This window comes from Pseudomonas mucidolens, from assembly GCF_900106045.1.
GTDB lineage: Bacteria > Pseudomonadota > Gammaproteobacteria > Pseudomonadales > Pseudomonadaceae > Aquipseudomonas > Aquipseudomonas mucidolens.
Window position 1 is genome coordinate 5,604,495 of record NZ_LT629802.1, and the last position, 22,212, is coordinate 5,626,706.

General features: G+C 54.5%; 12 protein-coding genes, 6 tRNA genes and 3 rRNA genes. All 21 read left to right on the forward strand.

Annotated features, from left to right (window positions below):
* Positions 1 to 108: 108 nt before the first annotated feature.
* A complete protein-coding gene (gene tyrS / locus BLU75_RS25825; RefSeq protein WP_084379506.1) occupies positions 109 to 1,308 on the forward strand; it encodes a tyrosine--tRNA ligase in 1,200 nt (399 codons plus the stop codon).
* Between the two features lie 552 nt (positions 1,309 to 1,860).
* A 16S ribosomal RNA gene (locus BLU75_RS25835) occupies positions 1,861 to 3,397 on the forward strand.
* Positions 3,398 to 3,478: 81 nt separating this feature from the next.
* A tRNA-Ile gene (locus BLU75_RS25840) sits at positions 3,479 to 3,555 on the forward strand.
* Between the two features lie 30 nt (positions 3,556 to 3,585).
* Positions 3,586 to 3,661: transfer RNA gene (locus BLU75_RS25845), tRNA-Ala, on the forward strand.
* A 233-nt stretch (positions 3,662 to 3,894) separates the two neighbouring features.
* Positions 3,895 to 6,788 (forward strand): 23S ribosomal RNA (locus tag BLU75_RS25850).
* Between the two features lie 161 nt (positions 6,789 to 6,949).
* Positions 6,950 to 7,065: ribosomal RNA gene (rrf, locus tag BLU75_RS25855) — 5S ribosomal RNA — on the forward strand.
* The 16S, 23S and 5S rRNA genes sit together here with 2 tRNA genes alongside, the layout of an rRNA operon.
* A 211-nt stretch (positions 7,066 to 7,276) precedes the next feature.
* On the forward strand, positions 7,277 to 8,236 hold the full coding sequence (gene birA / locus BLU75_RS25860) for a bifunctional biotin--[acetyl-CoA-carboxylase] ligase/biotin operon repressor BirA (RefSeq protein WP_084379718.1): 960 nt from the start codon (positions 7,277 to 7,279) through the stop codon (positions 8,234 to 8,236).
* Complete coding sequence (locus BLU75_RS25865; RefSeq protein WP_084379719.1) at positions 8,226 to 8,975, forward strand: pantothenate kinase; 750 nt, start codon at positions 8,226 to 8,228, stop codon at positions 8,973 to 8,975. Before birA ends, BLU75_RS25865 begins: the two co-directional genes overlap by 11 nt.
* A 7-nt stretch (positions 8,976 to 8,982) precedes the next feature.
* Complete coding sequence (locus tag BLU75_RS25870; RefSeq protein WP_084379720.1) at positions 8,983 to 9,429, forward strand: hypothetical protein; 447 nt, start codon at positions 8,983 to 8,985, stop codon at positions 9,427 to 9,429.
* A 143-nt stretch (positions 9,430 to 9,572) separates the two neighbouring features.
* Positions 9,573 to 9,657: transfer RNA gene (locus tag BLU75_RS25875), tRNA-Tyr, on the forward strand.
* Between the two features lie 24 nt (positions 9,658 to 9,681).
* Positions 9,682 to 9,755: transfer RNA gene (locus BLU75_RS25880), tRNA-Gly, on the forward strand.
* Between the two features lie 26 nt (positions 9,756 to 9,781).
* Positions 9,782 to 9,857, forward strand: a tRNA-Thr gene (locus BLU75_RS25885).
* 162 nt (positions 9,858 to 10,019) lie between these two features.
* Positions 10,020 to 10,095, forward strand: a tRNA-Trp gene (locus BLU75_RS25890).
* A gap of 45 nt (positions 10,096 to 10,140) precedes the next feature.
* Complete coding sequence (gene secE, locus BLU75_RS25895) at positions 10,141 to 10,509, forward strand: preprotein translocase subunit SecE (RefSeq protein WP_076952596.1); 369 nt, start codon at positions 10,141 to 10,143, stop codon at positions 10,507 to 10,509.
* Between the two features lie 9 nt (positions 10,510 to 10,518).
* Entirely contained in the window at positions 10,519 to 11,052 is a 534-nt protein-coding gene (nusG, locus tag BLU75_RS25900) for a transcription termination/antitermination protein NusG (protein ID WP_003176436.1), read from the forward strand.
* Positions 11,053 to 11,169: 117 nt separating this feature from the next.
* Entirely contained in the window at positions 11,170 to 11,601 is a 432-nt protein-coding gene (rplK, locus tag BLU75_RS25905) for a 50S ribosomal protein L11 (protein ID WP_003210097.1), read from the forward strand.
* A complete protein-coding gene (gene rplA / locus BLU75_RS25910) occupies positions 11,601 to 12,296 on the forward strand; it encodes a 50S ribosomal protein L1 (protein WP_003176434.1) in 696 nt (231 codons plus the stop codon). The genes rplK and rplA overlap by 1 nt, the downstream gene beginning before the upstream one ends.
* Before the next feature lie 199 nt (positions 12,297 to 12,495).
* Complete coding sequence (rplJ, locus tag BLU75_RS25915) at positions 12,496 to 12,996, forward strand: 50S ribosomal protein L10 (protein WP_084379721.1); 501 nt, start codon at positions 12,496 to 12,498, stop codon at positions 12,994 to 12,996.
* Positions 12,997 to 13,074: 78 nt separating this feature from the next.
* Positions 13,075 to 13,440 carry a 50S ribosomal protein L7/L12 gene (gene rplL / locus BLU75_RS25920; RefSeq protein ID WP_003176432.1) on the forward strand — a complete coding sequence of 122 codons (366 nt, stop codon included), beginning with the start codon at positions 13,075 to 13,077 and terminating at the stop codon, positions 13,438 to 13,440.
* A gap of 219 nt (positions 13,441 to 13,659) precedes the next feature.
* Positions 13,660 to 17,733 (forward strand): DNA-directed RNA polymerase subunit beta, encoded by a 4,074-nt coding sequence (gene rpoB / locus BLU75_RS25925; protein WP_084379722.1) that lies wholly within the window; start codon positions 13,660 to 13,662, stop codon positions 17,731 to 17,733.
* Between the two features lie 64 nt (positions 17,734 to 17,797).
* A complete protein-coding gene (rpoC, locus tag BLU75_RS25930) occupies positions 17,798 to 21,997 on the forward strand; it encodes a DNA-directed RNA polymerase subunit beta' (protein WP_084379723.1) in 4,200 nt (1,399 codons plus the stop codon).
* Positions 21,998 to 22,212 lie beyond the last annotated feature (215 nt).

The following is a 22,212-nucleotide window of genomic DNA, read 5'->3' on the forward strand; positions in this document are numbered from 1 at the left end:
GCGAACGCTGGGCTTGCTGAATGGTGTCCGTTTGCAGGGCAAAACTTGTAATTAGTCCCTGATCTTGTATGGTTGGTTCCCTTTGAATCTGAGCCTTGCGGGTCTGTTATGAAGTCGGTTGAAGAGCAGCTAGCGCTGATCAAACGTGGTGCGGAAGAATTGTTGGTTGAGGCTGAGCTGATTGAAAAGCTCAAGCGTGGTCAACCGCTGCGTATTAAGGCTGGCTTTGATCCGACGGCGCCGGATCTGCACCTGGGTCATACCGTGCTTATTAATAAGCTGCGCCAGTTCCAGGAGCTGGGGCATCAGGTGATCTTCCTTATAGGTGACTTCACCGGGATGATCGGTGACCCTAGCGGCAAGAGCGCTACCCGTCCACCGTTGACGCGGGAGCAGGTCCTCGACAATGCCGAGACCTATAAGAATCAGGTATTCAAGATTCTTGATCCGGCCAAGACCGAGGTGGCATTCAACTCCACCTGGATGGATCAGATGGGGCCTGCGGATTTCATTCGTCTGACGTCTCAGTACACCGTCGCTCGTATGCTTGAGCGTGACGACTTCGATAAGCGCTACTCCACCAATCAACCGATTGCGATTCACGAGTTCCTGTACCCGCTGGTTCAGGGGTATGACTCGGTGGCGTTGCGCGCGGACATCGAGCTGGGTGGCACCGATCAGAAGTTCAATCTGCTGATGGGGCGTGAACTGCAGCGTTCGTATGGGCAGGAAGCCCAGTGCATTCTGACCATGCCGTTGCTGGAAGGGTTGGACGGCGTGAAGAAGATGTCCAAGTCGCTGGGTAACTATGTGGGGATCCAGGAGGCGCCGGGCGTCATGTACGGCAAGCTGGTGTCGATTCCCGATGCGCTGATGTGGCGTTACTTTGAGTTGCTGAGCTTCCGTTCGATGGATGAGATCAATGCGCTGCGTGCTGATGTAGAGGCAGGCGCCAATCCGCGTGACGTCAAGATCAAGCTGGCTGAAGAGATTGTCGCGCGCTTCCATGGTGATGAGGCGGCGGCCAATGCTCATCGGGCGGCGGGCAATCGTATGAAGGATGGTGAGTTGCCGGATGATCTGCCGGAGATTGAGTTGAGCGCTGCTGAGGCGATGCCGATTGCCGCGGTCCTTAATAAGGCGGGGCTGGTGAAGAACTCGGCGGTGGCGCGGGACCTTCTCGGCTCCGGTGGTGTGCGCATAGATGGTGAGGTGGTGGATCGCACCTTTATATACGAGCTGGGTGCTACCCACGTTTGCCAGGCCGGAAAGAAGGCATTTGCGCGTATTACGCTTAAATCCGAGTAATCCTGAAATTAACGGTTGACGGCGAATTATATCTGTCTATAATTCGCCCCACTTCCGGCGCAGTCGAAACGGAAAACTCCTTGGTAAACAAAGAGTTATGCAGAGTTCGACAGCGGCCTGCTTCAGATCATCGAAGCCTGGAAGAAGTTGCTGGAGCAAGGTTGTATGGCTCTATCAACGGTTCGATCTTCTCGGTCGAAAGTGGTAAAAAAGAGGTGTTGACAGCAGCGTGTAACGCTGTAGAATTCGCCTCCCGCTAACGAGAGATCGGAAGCGCAAGTGGTTGAAGTTGCAGAGGAAACTTTGAAAACTTCTTAAAATAACCGCTTGACAGCAACAGAGGCTGCTGTAGAATGCGCGCCTCGGTTGAGACGAAAGATCTTAACCAACCGCTCTTTAACAACTGAATCAAGCAATTCGTGTGGGTGCTTGTGGAGTAAGACTGATAGTCAACAAGATTATCAGCATCACAAGTTACTCCGCGAGAAATCAAAGATGTAACCAACGATTGCTGAGCCAAGTTTAGGGTTTCTTAAAAACCCAAAGATGTTTGAACTGAAGAGTTTGATCATGGCTCAGATTGAACGCTGGCGGCAGGCCTAACACATGCAAGTCGAGCGGTAGAGAGAAGCTTGCTTCTCTTGAGAGCGGCGGACGGGTGAGTAATGCCTAGGAATCTGCCTGGTAGTGGGGGATAACGTTCGGAAACGGACGCTAATACCGCATACGTCCTACGGGAGAAAGCAGGGGACCTTCGGGCCTTGCGCTATCAGATGAGCCTAGGTCGGATTAGCTAGTTGGTGGGGTAATGGCTCACCAAGGCGACGATCCGTAACTGGTCTGAGAGGATGATCAGTCACACTGGAACTGAGACACGGTCCAGACTCCTACGGGAGGCAGCAGTGGGGAATATTGGACAATGGGCGAAAGCCTGATCCAGCCATGCCGCGTGTGTGAAGAAGGTCTTCGGATTGTAAAGCACTTTAAGTTGGGAGGAAGGGTTGTAGATTAATACTCTGCAATTTTGACGTTACCGACAGAATAAGCACCGGCTAACTCTGTGCCAGCAGCCGCGGTAATACAGAGGGTGCAAGCGTTAATCGGAATTACTGGGCGTAAAGCGCGCGTAGGTGGTTTGTTAAGTTGGATGTGAAATCCCCGGGCTCAACCTGGGAACTGCATTCAAAACTGACTGACTAGAGTATGGTAGAGGGTGGTGGAATTTCCTGTGTAGCGGTGAAATGCGTAGATATAGGAAGGAACACCAGTGGCGAAGGCGACCACCTGGACTGATACTGACACTGAGGTGCGAAAGCGTGGGGAGCAAACAGGATTAGATACCCTGGTAGTCCACGCCGTAAACGATGTCAACTAGCCGTTGGGAGCCTTGAGCTCTTAGTGGCGCAGCTAACGCATTAAGTTGACCGCCTGGGGAGTACGGCCGCAAGGTTAAAACTCAAATGAATTGACGGGGGCCCGCACAAGCGGTGGAGCATGTGGTTTAATTCGAAGCAACGCGAAGAACCTTACCAGGCCTTGACATCCAATGAACTTTCTAGAGATAGATTGGTGCCTTCGGGAACATTGAGACAGGTGCTGCATGGCTGTCGTCAGCTCGTGTCGTGAGATGTTGGGTTAAGTCCCGTAACGAGCGCAACCCTTGTCCTTAGTTACCAGCACGTAATGGTGGGCACTCTAAGGAGACTGCCGGTGACAAGCCGGAGGAAGGTGGGGATGACGTCAAGTCATCATGGCCCTTACGGCCTGGGCTACACACGTGCTACAATGGTCGGTACAAAGGGTTGCCAAGCCGCGAGGTGGAGCTAATCCCATAAAACCGATCGTAGTCCGGATCGCAGTCTGCAACTCGACTGCGTGAAGTCGGAATCGCTAGTAATCGCGAATCAGAATGTCGCGGTGAATACGTTCCCGGGCCTTGTACACACCGCCCGTCACACCATGGGAGTGGGTTGCACCAGAAGTAGCTAGTCTAACCTTCGGGAGGACGGTTACCACGGTGTGATTCATGACTGGGGTGAAGTCGTAACAAGGTAGCCGTAGGGGAACCTGCGGCTGGATCACCTCCTTAATCGACGACATCAGCTGCTCCATAAGTTCCCACACGAATTGCTTGATTCATTGAAGAAGACGAAAGAAGCAGCCCGAAATTGGGTCTGTAGCTCAGTTGGTTAGAGCGCACCCCTGATAAGGGTGAGGTCGGCAGTTCGAATCTGCCCAGACCCACCAATTTTGTGTGGGAAACGCCTGTAGAAATACGGGGCCATAGCTCAGCTGGGAGAGCGCCTGCCTTGCACGCAGGAGGTCAGCGGTTCGATCCCGCTTGGCTCCACCACTACTGCTTCTACTGTTTAAAGCTTAGAAATGAGCATTCCATTGTGATGATGGTGAATGTTGATTTCTAGTCTTTGATTAGATCGTTCTTTAAAAATTTGGGTATGTGATAGAAAGATAGACTGAACGTTACTTTCACTGGTAACGGATCAGGCTAAGGTAAAATTTGTGAGTGATTGCGAATTTTCGGCGAATGTTGTCTTCACAGTATAACCAGATTGCTTGGGGTTATATGGTCAAGTGAAGAAGCGCATACGGTGGATGCCTTGGCAGTCAGAGGCGATGAAAGACGTGGTAGCCTGCGAAAAGCTTCGGGGAGTCGGCAAACAGACTTTGATCCGGAGATGTCTGAATGGGGGAACCCAGCCATCATAAGATGGTTATCTTGTACTGAATACATAGGTGCAAGAGGCGAACCAGGGGAACTGAAACATCTAAGTACCCTGAGGAAAAGAAATCAACCGAGATTCCCTTAGTAGTGGCGAGCGAACGGGGACTAGCCCTTAAGTGGCTTTGAGATTAGCGGAACGCTCTGGAAAGTGCGGCCATAGTGGGTGATAGCCCTGTACGCGAAAATCTCTTAGTCATGAAATCGAGTAGGACGGAGCACGAGAAACTTTGTCTGAATATGGGGGGACCATCCTCCAAGGCTAAATACTACTGACTGACCGATAGTGAACTAGTACCGTGAGGGAAAGGCGAAAAGAACCCCGGAGAGGGGAGTGAAATAGATCCTGAAACCGTATGCGTACAAGCAGTGGGAGCCCACTTTGTTGGGTGACTGCGTACCTTTTGTATAATGGGTCAGCGACTTATTTTCAGTGGCGAGCTTAACCGAATAGGGGAGGCGTAGCGAAAGCGAGTCTTAATAGGGCGTCTAGTCGCTGGGAATAGACCCGAAACCGGGCGATCTATCCATGGGCAGGTTGAAGGTTGGGTAACACTAACTGGAGGACCGAACCGACTACCGTTGAAAAGTTAGCGGATGACCTGTGGATCGGAGTGAAAGGCTAATCAAGCTCGGAGATAGCTGGTTCTCCTCGAAAGCTATTTAGGTAGCGCCTCATGTATCACTGTAGGGGGTAGAGCACTGTTTCGGCTAGGGGGTCATCCCGACTTACCAAACCGATGCAAACTCCGAATACCTACAAGTGCCGAGCATGGGAGACACACGGCGGGTGCTAACGTCCGTCGTGAAAAGGGAAACAACCCAGACCGTCAGCTAAGGTCCCAAAGTTATGGTTAAGTGGGAAACGATGTGGGAAGGCTTAGACAGCTAGGAGGTTGGCTTAGAAGCAGCCACCCTTTAAAGAAAGCGTAATAGCTCACTAGTCGAGTCGGCCTGCGCGGAAGATGTAACGGGGCTCAAACCATACACCGAAGCTACGGGTATCATCTTCGGATGATGCGGTAGAGGAGCGTTCTGTAAGCCTGTGAAGGTGAGTTGAGAAGCTTGCTGGAGGTATCAGAAGTGCGAATGCTGACATGAGTAACGACAATGGGTGTGAAAAACACCCACGCCGAAAGACCAAGGTTTCCTGCGCAACGTTAATCGACGCAGGGTTAGTCGGTCCCTAAGGCGAGGCTGAAAAGCGTAGTCGATGGAAAACAGGTTAATATTCCTGTACTTCTGGTTATTGCGATGGAGGGACGGAGAAGGCTAGGCCAGCTTGGCGTTGGTTGTCCAAGTTTAAGGTGGTAGGCTGGAATCTTAGGTAAATCCGGGATTCTAAGGCCGAGAGCTGATGACGAGTTACCCTTTGGGTGACGAAGTGGTTGATGCCATGCTTCCAAGAAAAGCTTCTAAGCTTCAGGTAACCAGGAACCGTACCCCAAACCGACACAGGTGGTTGGGTAGAGAATACCAAGGCGCTTGAGAGAACTCGGGTGAAGGAACTAGGCAAAATGGCACCGTAACTTCGGGAGAAGGTGCGCCGGTGAGGGTGAAGGACTTGCTCCGTAAGCTCATGCCGGTCGAAGATACCAGGCCGCTGCGACTGTTTATTAAAAACACAGCACTCTGCAAACACGAAAGTGGACGTATAGGGTGTGGCGCCTGCCCGGTGCCGGAAGGTTAATTGATGGGGTTAGCTAACGCGAAGCTCTTGATCGAAGCCCCGGTAAACGGCGGCCGTAACTATAACGGTCCTAAGGTAGCGAAATTCCTTGTCGGGTAAGTTCCGACCTGCACGAATGGCGTAACGATGGCGGCGCTGTCTCCACCCGAGACTCAGTGAAATTGAAATCGCTGTGAAGATGCAGTGTATCCGCGGCTAGACGGAAAGACCCCGTGAACCTTTACTATAGCTTTGCACTGGACTTTGAATTTGCTTGTGTAGGATAGGTGGGAGGCTTTGAAGCGTGGACGCCAGTCTGCGTGGAGCCAACCTTGAAATACCACCCTGGCAACTTTGAGGTTCTAACTCAGGTCCGTTATCCGGATCGAGGACAGTGTATGGTGGGTAGTTTGACTGGGGCGGTCTCCTCCTAAAGAGTAACGGAGGAGTACGAAGGTGCGCTCAGACCGGTCGGAAATCGGTCGTAGAGTATAAAGGCAAAAGCGCGCTTGACTGCGAGACAGACACGTCGAGCAGGTACGAAAGTAGGTCTTAGTGATCCGGTGGTTCTGTATGGAAGGGCCATCGCTCAACGGATAAAAGGTACTCCGGGGATAACAGGCTGATACCGCCCAAGAGTTCATATCGACGGCGGTGTTTGGCACCTCGATGTCGGCTCATCACATCCTGGGGCTGAAGCCGGTCCCAAGGGTATGGCTGTTCGCCATTTAAAGTGGTACGCGAGCTGGGTTTAGAACGTCGTGAGACAGTTCGGTCCCTATCTGCCGTGGACGTTTGAGATTTGAGAGGGGCTGCTCCTAGTACGAGAGGACCGGAGTGGACGAACCTCTGGTGTTCCGGTTGTCACGCCAGTGGCATTGCCGGGTAGCTATGTTCGGAATAGATAACCGCTGAAAGCATCTAAGCGGGAAACTAGCCTCAAGATGAGATCTCACTGGAACCTTGAGTTCCCTGAAGGGCCGTCGAAGACTACGACGTTGATAGGTTGGGTGTGTAAGCGCTGTGAGGCGTTGAGCTAACCAATACTAATTGCCCGTGAGGCTTGACCATATAACACCCAAGCAATTTGCGTCGGCTCTCTAATCCAGAGCAACCAGATTGCGGTGTGTGAAGACGATACAAACCGAAAGTTTGCAGCACACACAAATCTATTACATACCCATTCGCTGGAACGTGATCTCGTTAGAGAAAACGCGCCGGCTACCGAATTTCTTGACGACCATAGAGCATTGGAACCACCTGATCCCATCCCGAACTCAGTAGTGAAACGATGCATCGCCGATGGTAGTGTGGGGTTTCCCCATGTGAGAGTAGGTCATCGTCAAGATTAAATTCCAGAACCCCTGTCTGCTCACGCAGACAGGGGTTTTGTTTTTGGGCGATCTGTAGGAGCGAGGGGCGCGCCTGGCCCTTGCTGGCGAAGAGCGTCAACGATAATGCTTGCTACCTGATATCACGCACCTCGCTTGCCGCTTACTTTCTATGCAATGGCCTTAGGCATGGCTATTATGCGTGCCTTATTGTGAGGCGATACATGCATGCTGACGTTGTTGAAACTTCTGAAAGATGGCCGATTCCATTCCGGAGAAGCGCTGGGTGCTGCTTTGGGCGTCAGTCGCAGTGCGGTGTGGAAGCAGCTGCAGCATCTTGAGGCCGAGTTATGTCTGCCTATCCATAAGGTTCGGGGCAGGGGATATCAGTTGGTTTCGCCGCTGGTCCTGCTGGATGCAAACGAAATTGCGGCGAATGCACCCTCTTCGGCCTGGCCTGTCTACATATCCGAATCTATTGACTCTACTAATGCGCAGGCGCTGCGTCTGATTGACGCGGGCATAGCTGCGCCGTTCCTGGTGCTCGCGGAACAGCAAGCGGCGGGGCGAGGAAGGCGCGGGCGAAAATGGGTGAGTCCACTGGCTCAGAATATCTATTACAGCCTCGTATTGCGTATCGAAGGTGGCCTGCGTCAGTTGGAAGGCCTGAGTCTGGTGGTCGGTCTGGCCGTCATGCAGACCCTGCGAGAGTCGGGCGTGCAAGCTGCTGGCTTGAAGTGGCCAAACGACGTCTTGGTCGGGCAAAAGAAAATTGCCGGTATTCTGTTGGAGTTGGTGGGGGATCCTGCGGATATCTGTCACGTCGTCCTGGGTATAGGTATCAACGTGAATATGCAGAGCGCGGATGATGTTGATCAGCAATGGACTTCCGTGCAGTTGGAGACGGGCGGCCCCGTTAATCGCAATCATCTGATAGCGAAACTGGGTTTGCAGCTACAAAGCTATCTGGATCGACACAGAGCCTCAGGCTTTGCTGCTCTCCAGGAGGAGTGGGAGCTGAACCATCTCTGGCAGGGGCGGCCTGTATCCGTTATTGCCGGTCTTAATCAAGTTGATGGACTGGTGTTGGGTATCGACGGTCAGGGCGCACTACGCTTGAGTGTGGATGGTGTCGAGAAAGTATTCAGCGGTGGTGAGCTAAGCCTGAGGTTGCGTGATGATTCTTGAGCTCGACTGTGGGAATAGCTTTATCAAATGGCGTGTATTTGACCCGGTCAAGGCAGTTGCCTTCGCTGAAGGGATCGTGGGGTCGGACGTTGCATTGATTGATAGCCTGATAGCGCTCCCTGATTTGTTGCTGACGCGCTGCCGACTGGTAAGCGTCCGAGCCGCGGAGGAGACCAGTAAGTTGGTTGATGCTCTGGTTCATGCGTTCGGCGTTACTGTGTCGTGTGCTACTTCTGCAACACAGATGGCAGGTGTGCGTAATGGCTATAAAGATTTTGAGCGACTTGGCCTCGATCGTTGGTTAGCGATGCTGGGTGGGTTCAAGTTGGCGTCGGGGGCCTGCCTGGTGCTTGATTTTGGTACGGCCGCGACCGCGGATTTCATTGCTGCCGATGGTGAGCACCTGGGAGGGTTCATTTGTCCGGGCATGCCGCTGATGCGCAACCAACTGCGAACCCACACCCGTAAGATCCGTTACAACGATGAGGCTGCTGAGCAGGCGCTCGAGCGCTTGTCCCCGGGGCGCACTACCGTTGAGGCTGTCGAGCGCGGTTGTACGCTGATGTTGAGAGGCTTCGTATTGACGCAGTTAGAGCTGGCTCGCAGCTATTGGGGGGAAGATTTCACTGTATTCCTGACGGGCGGGGATGCTGACCTGGTGTCGGCTGCTGTGCCGCAGGCCGAACTCGTCCCGGATCTGGTTTTCATCGGTTTGGCGATGGCGTGTCCTTTGTCCTGAGGTCTCTATGCGTTGGTTGTTCCTGTTATTACTGGTTCTCAATGTCTTCTATTACATCTGGCATCAACAAGAGGCTCCGTTGCGTGCGAAAGACGTGACCCCCTTGGCGCTCTATCGCGGATCCCAGCAAGATATCCGGTTATTGAGTGAGTCGGCTGATGTGAAGGTGCGCCGTGATGGTTCCAGGGCAACTGAAACACAAAGCGGCTGCCTATATATCGGTGGCTTTGCCCGAAAGGATGATGCGCACTTTGTAGAGCAGCGGCTGATCAGTCTGGATATCAAGGCCAAGATGCTTTCATTGGACGTGTCCGGTGTTTCAACGTTTTGGCTGCGTGTGGCGCCTGAAAGCAGGCGTTTGGCGGATGATCTGCCCTTTGAAAGCCTTGCCAACGAATTCAATGAGTTAAAACACAAAATAATGCCGTGCGAAGGCATTGCAAGTGTCGATTAGTTTGCATAGAATGGCGCCCGCTTCGCAGTGATGACCTTTCGAGGGAAACGGCGCGAAGCGACGTCAACGCAGCTAACCTCATATTTTTTAATGAGAAAATGCTTGACAGAAGGCTGGTATGAAGTAAAATGCCGGCTCGCTTAGGAGGGGTTCCCGAGCGGCCAAAGGGATCAGACTGTAAATCTGACGTCTACGACTTCGAAGGTTCGAATCCTTCCCCCTCCACCATTTTTAGCGTGAGCTGTAAGCTCCGCGGGTATAGTTTAGTGGTAGAACCTCAGCCTTCCAAGCTGATGATGCGGGTTCGATTCCCGCTACCCGCTCCATGTTTGCAGGTTGTGCAAGGTGTTTTGCTCTTGTAGCTCAGTTGGTAGAGCACACCCTTGGTAAGGGTGAGGTCAGCGGTTCAAATCCGCTCAAGAGCTCCATATAACAAGGCAGATATGAAAATATCTGCCTTTGTTTTAACAGCTGTCTCGGCTTGATTGTTCTTTGTCTGGCGTTAAATGCTGGGTGATTTCAGGTCTATTGGGGTTGGTTGTTGTAAAGTCTTTTTCAGGCCTGCATAATGGTCGGCCTGATTTTGTTTTAGGTCAGTAGCTCAATTGGCAGAGCGACGGTCTCCAAAACCGTAGGTTGGGGGTTCGATTCCCTCCTGACCTGCCAGATTCACCTTGTGTGTCTGGCTTTCTTTTCACAGGATCTTCATAGATGACTCCTAAGGCTGAAGCTCAAAGCTCTCGTTTCGATCTGGTTAAGTGGCTCGCTGTCGTCGCTTTGGTGGTCGTGGGCGTTGTTGGCAACCAGTATTATTCTGCTTCGCCGATCCTGTACCGTGTACTCGCTTTGCTTGCTCTTGCTGCTGTAGCTGCCTTTATAGGTCTGCAGACTGCCAAGGGCAAGTCTTTCGCTGTACTGGTTAAGGAAGCTCGCACCGAGATTCGTAAAGTCGTTTGGCCGACTCGCCAAGAAACCACGCAGACCACGTTGATCGTAGTGGCTGTTGTTCTGGTTATGGCGTTGCTGTTGTGGGGGCTTGATTCCCTGCTCGGCTGGCTTGTTTCCTTGATTGTTGGCTAAGGGTGTCCCGTGGCTAAGCGTTGGTACGTTGTGCATGCTTACTCGGGTTACGAGAAGCATGTCATGCGCTCTTTGCTAGAGCGCGTAAAGCTGGCAGGCATGGAAGATGGCTTCGGCGAAATTCTGGTTCCCACTGAAGAAGTGGTTGAAATGCGGAATGGCCAGAAGCGCAAAAGCGAACGCAAGTTCTTCCCTGGCTATGTGCTGGTTCAGATGGACATGAATGAGGGTACTTGGCACTTGGTCAAGGATACGCCTCGCGTCATGGGTTTCATCGGCGGTACCGCTGATAAGCCTGCTCCGATCACCGACAAAGAGGCGGAAGCAATTCTGCGTCGTGTTGCTGACGGTAGTGACAAGCCGAAGCCGAAGACGTTGTTCGAGCCAGGCGAGGTTGTTCGTGTCACTGATGGTCCGTTCGCTGATTTCAACGGTACCGTCGAAGAAGTTAACTACGAAAAGAGCCGGATCCAAGTGGCGGTGCTCATTTTCGGACGCTCCACTCCGGTGGAGTTGGAGTTCAGCCAGGTCGAAAAGGTCTAGCTGGAAACGCATCCCAACCCCGCAGCCTAAGGCTGTGGGGTTTTGTCGTCACTGGGATAAACGCGCAAGTAACCGGGGAGCCTTTCGAGGCGTTTGAACCCGTAATTGGAGTGCCTCATGGCCAAGAAGATTACCGCTTACATCAAGCTGCAAGTGAAGGCCGCTCAGGCCAACCCAAGTCCACCCGTCGGCCCAGCTCTGGGTCAGCACGGCGTGAACATCATGGAATTCTGCAAGGCCTTCAACGCCCGTACCCAGGGTATTGAGCCAGGTCTGCCGACTCCAGTGATCATCACTGTATACAGCGACCGTAGCTTCACTTTCGAAACCAAGTCGACCCCGGCTTCGGTTCTGCTGAAGAAAGCTGCTGGTCTGACTAGCGGTTCCGCTCGTCCGAACACCGTTAAGGTTGGCACCGTAACTCGTGCTCAGCTGGAAGAAATCGCGAAAACCAAAAACGCGGATCTGACTGCAGCTGATATGGATGCAGCCGTGCGTACCATCGCCGGTTCTGCTCGTAGCATGGGCCTTAACGTGGAGGGTGTGTAATGGCTAAGCTGACCAAGCGCCAAAAGGCTATCGCCGGCAAAATCGAAGCGGGCAAGTCCTACAATTTTGTAGACGCTGCTGCTCTGCTGACCGAGCTGTCGACTGTCAAGTTCAGCGAGTCCGTTGACGTTGCTGTAAACCTGGGTGTTGACCCGCGTAAATCCGACCAGGTCGTTCGTAGCGCTACTGTGCTGCCACACGGTACTGGCAAGACTGTACGTGTTGCTGTCTTCACCCAAGGCCCGGCAGCTGAAGCTGCTCTGGCTGCTGGTGCTGATCGCGTTGGTATGGACGACCTGGCTGCCGAAATGAAAGGCGGCGACCTGAACTATGACGTGGTTATCGCATCCCCGGATGCAATGCGCGTTGTCGGTCAGTTGGGTCAGATCCTCGGTCCACGCGGCCTGATGCCTAACCCAAAAGTCGGCACCGTAACCCCGGACGTAGCTACCGCGGTTAAAAACGCCAAGGCTGGTCAGGTTCGTTATCGCACCGACAAAAACGGCATCATTCACACCTCCGTTGGCAAAGTCGGCTTTGATGCCGTCAAGCTGAAGGAAAACGTTGAAGCCCTGATCGCTGATCTCAAGCGTATCAAGCCAGCTTCCTCGAAAGGCATCTACGTCAAGCGCGTTACCCTGAGCACCACTATGGGCCCAGGTCTGGTCATCGACCAAGGCTCGCTGGACGTATAAGACACACGTTGGCGCAAGCGATTGCGTCAATTGAAAAATTGGGGTCCCTGCCTGGCGGGGGCTATCCAAGACCGTAGGCGACGCAAGTCTTAAACCATCAAGCCTACGCAGATGGTGCTCCCGGTTCCTTACCGAATCAGACACCAAAACGACATCCGGCTTCGGCCAGATGAAACGGTAACAAGCAGGAGTTAAACCCGTGGCAATTAATCTCGAAGACAAGAAGGCCATCGTCGCTGAAGTCAACGAGGCTGCCAAAGCTGCTCTGTCCGCTGTCGTGGCTGATGCCCGTGGTGTGACAGTAGGCGCTATGACCGGACTCCGTAAAGAGGCTCGTGAAGCTGGCGTATACGTACGTGTTGTACGTAACACCCTGCTCAAGCGCGCCGTTGCTGGCACTCAATATGATGTGCTCAACGACGTGTTCACTGGCCCGACCCTGGTTGCATTTTCCAACGAACATCCTGGCGCTGCTGCCCGTTTGTTCAAGGAATTCGCCAAGGGTCAGGATAAGTTCGAGATCAAGGCAGCTGCGTTCGAGGGCAAGTTCCTCGCAGCTAACCAAATCGACGTACTGGCAACACTGCCGACCCGTAACGAAGCTATTTCGCAGCTGATGAGCGTGATTCAAGGCGCTACCAGCAAGCTGGCTCGTACTCTGGCTGCAGTTCGCGAGCAAAAAGAAGCTGCCGCAGCCTAAGGCTGAGCACTTTCTCTCGCGTATTTTTGTTTATTTCGATGGCCGCGTAGGCCGTCCCCCAATTCAGGAAATACAGCAATGTCTATCTCCCAAGACGATATCCTCAACGCCGTAGCTGAAATGTCGGTTCTGCAGGTTGTTGAGCTGATCAAAGCTTTCGAAGAAAAATTCGGCGTTTCCGCTGCTGCTGCTTCCGCTGGCCCAGCTGTTGCTGCTGTCGCTGCTGAAGAGCAAACCGAATTCAACGTCATGCTGCTGGAAGCTGGCGAGAAGAAAGTAAACGTGATCAAGGCAGTACGTGAACTGACCGGTCTGGGCCTGAAAGAAGCCAAGGCTGTAGTTGACGGCGCTCCTGCCCAGGTTCTGGAAGCAGTGTCGAAAGACGCCGCTGACAAAGCCAAAGCTACTCTGGAAGAAGCAGGCGCTAAAGTCGAGCTGAAGTAAGCATCGACCTTGCGTCTCCAGCCCAAGCGTTAAGCTGAAGGCTGATGGCTGGTGGCTCTTGCCACCGGCCTTTTTCCGTTCTTGGCTGTCGACTCGGTCGCCGCCATTAACGCGCTGTAGCCACCCGATGCGGTGGTGCAAACCATGGGGTTTGCAAGATTTTCTGGCTGCTCCCGTCGGGAGGGCCAAACAAGCAGGTGACCAAGCTGGGGAACGCTGATGGCTTACTCATATACTGAGAAAAAACGTATCCGCAAGGACTTTAGCAAGTTGCCGGACGTCATGGATGTCCCGTACCTTCTGGCTATCCAGCTGGATTCGTATCGTGAATTCTTGCAGGCGGGAGCGACCAAAGATCAGTTCCGCGACGTGGGCCTGCATGCGGCCTTCAAATCCGTTTTCCCGATCATCAGCTACTCCGGCAATGCTGCGCTGGAGTACGTCGGTTATCGCCTGGGCGAACCGGCATTTGATGTCAAAGAATGCGTGTTGCGTGGTGTTACGTACGCCGTACCTTTGCGGGTAAAAGTCCGTCTGATCATTTTCGACAAAGAATCGTCGAATAAAGCGATCAAGGACATCAAAGAGCAAGAAGTCTACATGGGCGAAATCCCACTGATGACTGAAAACGGTACCTTCGTTATCAACGGTACCGAGCGTGTTATCGTTTCCCAGCTGCACCGTTCCCCGGGCGTGTTCTTCGACCACGACCGCGGCAAGACGCACAGCTCCGGCAAACTCTTGTACTCCGCGCGGATCATTCCGTACCGCGGTTCGTGGTTGGACTTTGAGTTCGATCCGAAAGACTGCGTGTTCGTGCGTATCGACCGTCGTCGTAAGCTGCCGGCCTCGGTACTGCTGCGCGCGCTCGGCTATACCACTGAGCAAGTGCTGGACGCCTTCTACACCACCAACGTATTCAGCCTGAAGGATGAAACCCTCAGCCTGGAACTGATCGCATCGCGTCTGCGTGGTGAAATTGCCGTCCTGGACATCCAGGATGAGAAGGGCAAGGTCATTGTTGAAGCAGGTCGTCGTATTACTGCGCGCCACATCAACCAGATCGAAAAAGCCGGTATCACCTCGCTGGATGTGCCTTTGGACTACGTCCTGGGTCGCACTACCGCCAAGGTCATCGTGCATCCGGCCACCGGCGAAATCCTGGCTGAGTGCAACACCGAGCTGAACACCGAGATCCTGGCAAAAATCGCCAAGGCCCAGGTTGTTCGCATCGAGACTTTGTACACCAACGATATCGACTGCGGTCCGTTCGTCTCCGACACCCTGAAGATCGACTCCACCAGCAACCAATTGGAAGCGCTGGTCGAGATCTATCGCATGATGCGTCCTGGCGAGCCACCTACCAAAGACGCAGCCGAAACCCTGTTCAACAACCTGTTCTTCAGTCCAGAGCGCTATGACCTGTCTGCGGTCGGCCGGATGAAGTTCAACCGTCGTATCGGTCGTACCGAGATCGAAGGTTCGGGCGTGTTGTGCAAAGAAGACATCGTCGCGGTACTGAAGACCCTGGTCGACATCCGTAACGGTAAAGGCATCGTCGACGACATCGACCACCTGGGTAACCGTCGTGTTCGCTGTGTAGGCGAAATGGCCGAGAACCAGTTCCGCGTTGGCCTGGTACGTGTTGAGCGTGCGGTCAAAGAGCGTCTGTCGATGGCTGAAAGCGAAGGCCTGATGCCGCAAGACTTGATCAACGCCAAGCCAGTGGCTGCGGCGGTGAAAGAGTTCTTCGGTTCCAGCCAGCTTTCCCAGTTCATGGACCAGAACAACCCGCTGTCCGAGATCACCCACAAGCGTCGTGTTTCTGCACTCGGCCCTGGCGGTTTGACTCGTGAGCGTGCTGGCTTTGAAGTACGTGACGTACACCCGACTCACTACGGTCGTGTATGCCCGATTGAAACGCCGGAAGGTCCGAACATCGGTCTGATCAACTCCTTGGCGGCCTATGCGCGCACCAACCAGTACGGCTTCCTCGAGAGCCCGTACCGTGTGGTGAAAGACGCTCTGGTCACCGACGAGATCGTATTCCTGTCCGCCATCGAAGAAGCTGATCACGTGATCGCTCAGGCTTCGGCCACGATGAACGACAAGAAAGTCCTGATCGACGAGCTGGTAGCTGTTCGTCACTTGAACGAGTTCACCGTCAAGGCGCCGGAAGACGTCACCTTGATGGACGTATCGCCCAAGCAGGTAGTTTCGGTTGCAGCGTCGCTGATCCCGTTCCTCGAGCACGACGACGCCAACCGTGCGTTGATGGGTTCGAACATGCAGCGTCAAGCTGTACCCACCCTGCGCGCTGACAAGCCGCTGGTCGGTACCGGTATGGAGCGTAACGTAGCCCGTGACTCCGGCGTTTGCGTCGTGGCTCGTCGTGGCGGCGTGATCGACTCCGTCGACGCTAGCCGTATCGTGGTTCGTGTTGCTGATGATGAAGTTGAAACCGGCGAAGCTGGTGTCGACATCTACAACCTGACCAAGTACACCCGCTCCAACCAGAACACCTGCATCAACCAGCGTCCGCTGGTGAGCAAGGGTGATCGGGTTCAGCGCAGCGACATCATGGCCGACGGTCCGTCCACCGATATGGGTGAGCTGGCTCTGGGTCAGAACATGCGTATCGCGTTCATGGCATGGAACGGCTTCAACTTCGAAGACTCCATCTGCCTGTCCGAGCGTGTTGTTCAGGAAGATCGTTTCACCACGATCCACATTCAGGAACTGACCTGTGTGGCGCGTGACACCAAGCTTGGGCCTGAGGAAATCACTGCGGACATCCCGAACGTGGGTGAAGCTGCACTGAACAAACTGGACGAAGCCGGTATCGTTTACGTAGGTGCTGAAGTTGGCGCAGGCGACATCCTGGTGGGTAAGGTCACTCCGAAAGGCGAGACCCAACTGACTCCGGAAGAAAAACTGCTGCGTGCCATCTTCGGTGAAAAAGCCAGCGACGTTAAAGACACCTCCCTGCGTGTGCCTACCGGCACCAAGGGTACCGTCATCGACGTACAGGTCTTCACCCGTGACGGCGTTGAGCGTGATGCTCGTGCACTGTCGATCGAGAAGACTCAACTCGACGAGATCCGCAAGGATCTGAACGAAGAGTTCCGTATCGTTGAAGGCGCCACTTTCGAACGTCTGCGTTCCGCTCTGGTCGGCCACAAAGCCGAAGGCGGCGCCGGTCTGAAGAAAGGTCAGGAAATCACCGACGAAGTCCTCGACGGTCTTGAGCACGGCCAGTGGTTCAAGCTGCGCATGGCTGAAGATGCTCTGAACGAGCAGCTCGAGAAGGCTCAGGCCTATATCGTTGATCGCCGCCGTCTGCTGGACGACAAGTTCGAAGACAAGAAGCGCAAACTGCAGCAAGGCGATGACCTGGCTCCAGGCGTGCTGAAAATCGTCAAGGTCTACCTGGCAATCCGTCGCCGCATCCAGCCGGGCGACAAGATGGCCGGTCGTCACGGTAACAAAGGTGTGGTCTCCGTGATCATGCCGGTTGAAGACATGCCGCACGATGCCAATGGCACCCCGGTCGATGTGGTCCTCAACCCGTTGGGCGTACCTTCGCGTATGAACGTTGGTCAGATCCTCGAAACCCACCTGGGCCTCGCGGCCAAAGGTCTGGGCGAGAAGATCAACCGTATGATCGAAGAGCAGCGCAAGGTCGCAGACCTGCGTAAGTTCCTGCACGAGATCTACAATGAGATCGGCGGTCGCAACGAAGAGCTGGACACCTTCTCCGACCAGGAAATCCTGGATCTGGCGAAGAACCTGCGCGGCGGCGTTCCAATGGCTACCCCGGTGTTCGACGGTGCCAAGGAAAGCGAAATCAAGGCCATGCTGAAACTGGCAGACCTGCCAGAAAGCGGCCAGATGCAGCTGTTCGACGGCCGTACCGGCAACAAGTTCGAGCGCCCGGTTACTGTTGGCTACATGTACATGCTGAAGCTGAACCACTTGGTAGACGACAAGATGCACGCTCGTTCTACCGGTTCTTACAGCCTGGTTACCCAGCAGCCGCTGGGTGGTAAGGCGCAGTTCGGTGGTCAGCGTTTCGGGGAGATGGAGGTCTGGGCACTGGAAGCATACGGTGCCGCATACACTCTGCAAGAAATGCTCACAGTGAAGTCGGACGATGTGAACGGCCGTACCAAGATGTACAAGAACATCGTGGATGGCGATCACCGTATGGAGCCGGGCATGCCCGAGTCTTTCAACGTGTTGATCAAAGAAATTCGTTCCCTCGGCATCGATATCGATCTGGAAACCGAATAACACGTGACGCGAATCGAGAGCGTGGCAGTGATGCCCGCTCTCTGCTCCGCCAGGAGGAAAGGCCTTGAAAGACCTACTGAATTTGCTGAAAAACCAGGGTCAAGTCGAAGAGTTCGACGCCATCCGTATTGGATTGGCATCGCCTGAGATGATCCGTTCGTGGTCGTTCGGTGAAGTTAAAAAGCCGGAAACCATCAACTACCGTACGTTCAAACCTGAACGTGACGGCCTGTTCTGCGCCAAGATCTTTGGCCCGGTAAAGGATTACGAGTGCCTGTGCGGTAAGTACAAGCGCTTGAAGCACCGTGGTGTGATCTGCGAGAAGTGCGGCGTTGAAGTTGCACTGGCCAAGGTTCGTCGTGAGCGCATGGCGCACATCGAACTGGCTTCGCCGGTTGCCCACATCTGGTTCCTGAAGTCGCTGCCGTCCCGTATCGGCTTGCTGATGGACATGACCCTGCGTGATATCGAGCGTGCTCTCTACTTCGAGAGCTACGTCGTTATCGATCCAGGCATGACCACGCTTGAAAAAGGCCAGCTGCTGAACGATGAGCAGTACTTCGAAGCGCTGGAAGAGTTCGGCGACGATTTCGATGCCCGCATGGGTGCCGAAGCTGTCCGCGAGCTGCTGCACGCGATCGACCTGGAGCACGAGATTGGTCGTCTGCGCGAAGAAATTCCGCAAACCAACTCCGAAACCAAAATCAAGAAACTGTCCAAACGTCTGAAGTTGATGGAAGCCTTCCAGGGTTCCGGCAACTTGCCAGAGTGGATGGTGCTGACCGTTCTGCCGGTTCTGCCGCCAGACTTGCGTCCGCTGGTACCGTTGGACGGTGGTCGTTTCGCGACGTCCGACCTCAACGACCTGTACCGCCGCGTGATCAACCGTAACAACCGCTTGAAGCGTCTGCTCGATCTGTCCGCTCCGGACATCATCGTGCGCAACGAAAAGCGTATGTTGCAAGAAGCTGTCGATGCTCTGCTCGACAACGGTCGTCGTGGCCGCGCTATCACCGGTTCGAACAAGCGTCCTCTGAAATCCCTGGCTGACATGATCAAGGGTAAGCAAGGTCGCTTCCGTCAGAACTTGCTCGGTAAGCGTGTTGACTACTCGGGTCGTTCGGTAATTACCGTAGGTCCGACCCTGCGTCTGCACCAGTGCGGTCTGCCTAAGAAGATGGCGCTCGAGCTGTTCAAGCCGTTCATTTTTGGCAAGTTGGAAATGCGCGGTCTCGCGACCACCATCAAAGCGGCCAAGAAAATGGTCGAGCGCGAACTGCCTGAGGTTTGGGACGTTCTCGCTGAAGTGATTCGCGAACACCCGGTTCTCCTCAACCGTGCGCCGACCCTTCACCGTCTGGGCATCCAGGCGTTTGAACCAGTACTGATCGAAGGTAAGGCTATCCAGCTGCACCCTCTGGTCTGTGCTGCGTACAACGCCGACTTCGACGGCGACCAAATGGCCGTGCACGTACCGCTGACACTGGAAGCCCAGTTGGAAGCGCGTGCGTTGATGATGTCGACCAACAACATTCTGTCGCCAGCCAACGGTGAGCCAATCATCGTTCCGTCGCAGGACGTTGTATTGGGTCTGTACTACATGACCCGTGAAGCGATCAACGCCAAGGGCGAAGGCCGTGTATTCGCGGATCTGCAGGAAGTTGACCGTGTGTTCCGTGCTGGCGAAGCCGCACTGCACGCCAAGGTCAAAGTGCGGATCAACGAAACCGTCAACGACCGTGATGGCGGCAGCGTGACCAACACCCGTATCGTCGACACCACTGTTGGCCGTGCGCTGTTGTATCAAGTTGTGCCAAAAGGCCTGTCGTACGACGTCGTCAACCTGCCGATGAAGAAAAAGGCGATCTCCAAGCTGATCAACCAGTGCTACCGCGTGGTTGGTTTGAAAGAGACCGTGATCTTCGCTGACCAGTTGATGTACACCGGTTTTGCCTACTCGACCATTTCCGGCGTTTCCATCGGGGTTAACGACTTCGTTATCCCTGATGAAAAAGCGCGCATCATCGGTGCTGCTACCGACGAAGTGAAGGAAATCGAGAGCCAGTACGCCTCCGGCCTGGTAACCCAGGGCGAGAAGTACAACAAGGTGATCGACCTTTGGTCCAAGGCCAACGACGAAGTTTCCAAGGCGATGATGGCCAACCTCTCGAAAGAGAAAGTCATCGACCGCCACGGTGTCGAAGTCGACCAAGAGTCCTTCAACTCGATGTACATGATGGCTGACTCGGGCGCGCGGGGTTCTGCTGCGCAGATCCGTCAGCTCGCCGGTATGCGTGGCCTGATGGCCAAGCCGGACGGTTCCATCATCGAAACGCCGATTACTGCGAACTTCCGTGAAGGTTTGAGCGTACTTCAGTACTTCATCTCCACTCACGGTGCTCGTAAAGGTTTGGCGGATACCGCGTTGAAAACTGCGAACTCCGGTTACCTGACTCGTCGTCTGGTAGACGTGGCGCAGGATCTGGTTGTGACCGAGATCGATTGCGGCACCGAACATGGCCTGGTAATGACTCCGCACATTGAAGGCGGTGACGTTGTTGAGCCGTTGGGTGAGCGCGTATTGGGTCGTGTCATTGCCCGTGACGTCTTCAAGCCAGGTACCGAGGACGTTATCGTTCCTGCCGGCACTCTGGTTGACGAGAAGTGGGTCGAGTTCATCGAACTCAACAGCATCGACGAAGTGATTGTTCGCTCGCCGATCAGCTGCGAAACCCGCTATGGCATTTGCGCCAAGTGCTACGGCCGTGACTTGGCTCGTGGTCACCAGGTGAACATCGGTGAAGCGGTCGGCGTTATCGCTGCCCAGTCCATCGGTGAGCCGGGTACCCAGCTGACCATGCGTACGTTCCACATCGGTGGTGCGGCAAGCCGGACCTCCGCAGCCGACAGCGTTCAGGTGAAGAATGGCGGTACCGTCCGTCTGCATAACCTGAAGCACGTTGAGCGAGTGGATGGTTGCCTGGTGGCTGTGTCCCGTTCCGGTGAGCTGGCGATCGCTGATGATTTCGGTCGTGAGCGCGAGCGTTACAAGCTGCCGTACGGTGCTGTGATTTCGGTTAAAGAAGGTGACAAGGTCGACGCTGGCGCAATCGTGGCCAAGTGGGATCCGCACACTCACCCAATCGTTACCGAAATGAAAGGTACCGTGACCTACGTGGGCATGGAAGAAGGCATCACGATCAAGCGTCAGACTGACGAATTGACCGGTATGACCAACATTGAAGTACTCGACGCCAAAGATCGTCCAGCGGCCGGTAAAGACATCCGTCCTGCCGTGAAGATGGTCGATGACAACGGCAAGGATCTGTTGCTGCCAGGCACTGACGTAATCGCTCAGTACTTCCTGCCAGCCAACGCCCTGGTCGGTGTAGCGGATGGTGCGAAGATCGCGATCGGTGATGTTATCGCGCGTATCCCGCAAGAAACTTCGAAAACCCGTGACATCACCGGTGGTCTGCCGCGTGTTGCCGACTTGTTCGAAGCTCGTCGTCCGAAAGAAGCCTCGATTCTGGCTGAAGTCAGCGGCACCATCGCGTTCGGTAAAGAGACCAAGGGCAAGCGCCGTCTGGTCATTACCCCGAACGACGGTAGCGATCCGTATGAAGAGCTGATTCCGAAGTGGCGTCACCTGAACGTGTTCGAAGGCGAACAGGTAAACCGCGGCGAAGTTATCTCCGACGGCCCAAGCGATCCGCACGACATCCTGCGTCTGCTGGGTGTGAGCGCGCTGGCCAAGTACATCGTCAACGAGATCCAGGACGTTTACCGTCTGCAGGGCGTGAAGATCAACGATAAGCACATCGAGACCATCCTGCGTCAGATGCTGCGTAAAGTTGAAATCGCTGAATCCGGCGATTCCAGTTTCATCAAGGGCGACCAGATGGAACTGACTCACGTACTGGTAGAGAACGAGCGTCTGGCTGGCGACGAGAAATTCGTTTCCAAGTTCACTCGTGTGCTGCTGGGTATCACCAAGGCGTCGTTGTCCACCGAATCGTTCATCTCGGCGGCTTCCTTCCAGGAAACCACTCGCGTACTGACCGAAGCGGCGGTAACCGGCAAGCGCGATTACCTGCGCGGCCTGAAAGAAAACGTAGTCGTGGGTCGTCTGATCCCGGCCGGTACCGGTTTGGCTTACCACAGCGAGCGTAAGCGCCGCCGTGAAGCTGACAAACCGCTGCGCGTAAGCGCCAGTGAAGTGGAAGCTGCACTGACCGAAGCGCTGAACTCAAGCGGTAACTGAGTTCTGCGATAGATAAGTCTGGGCCCTGGCAGCCCCATTCGTCGGATCGAGGCAATTTTGTCCCGGATCGATGAGAGGGGAGGTCGGGGCCTTGCCTTGACTGGGGACAAGATCCTCTTTAGACTCTTGTACCCCTAAATTTGGCGGGAATTCGTTCCTGCCATTTTGCTTTTCTTGCAAGACAATAGCGTCGCAAGACAACAGTGGAGCTAGTA

What these genes read in the sequence shown, in the direction of transcription:
- rplL (WP_003176432.1), top strand. Translation starts at nt 13,075, where the DNA reads ATGTCTATCTCCCAAGACGATATCCTCAACGCCGTAGCTGAAATGTCG.
- rpoB (WP_084379722.1), top strand. Translation starts at nt 13,660, where the DNA reads ATGGCTTACTCATATACTGAGAAAAAACGTATCCGCAAGGACTTTAGC.
- BLU75_RS25865 (WP_084379719.1), top strand. Translation starts at nt 8,226, where the DNA reads ATGATTCTTGAGCTCGACTGTGGGAATAGCTTTATCAAATGGCGTGTA.
- birA (WP_084379718.1), top strand. Translation starts at nt 7,277, where the DNA reads ATGCTGACGTTGTTGAAACTTCTGAAAGATGGCCGATTCCATTCCGGA.
- BLU75_RS25870 (WP_084379720.1), top strand. Translation starts at nt 8,983, where the DNA reads ATGCGTTGGTTGTTCCTGTTATTACTGGTTCTCAATGTCTTCTATTAC.
- rplA (WP_003176434.1), top strand. Translation starts at nt 11,601, where the DNA reads ATGGCTAAGCTGACCAAGCGCCAAAAGGCTATCGCCGGCAAAATCGAA.
- tyrS (WP_084379506.1), top strand. Translation starts at nt 109, where the DNA reads ATGAAGTCGGTTGAAGAGCAGCTAGCGCTGATCAAACGTGGTGCGGAA.
- rplK (WP_003210097.1), top strand. Translation starts at nt 11,170, where the DNA reads ATGGCCAAGAAGATTACCGCTTACATCAAGCTGCAAGTGAAGGCCGCT.
- secE (WP_076952596.1), top strand. Translation starts at nt 10,141, where the DNA reads ATGACTCCTAAGGCTGAAGCTCAAAGCTCTCGTTTCGATCTGGTTAAG.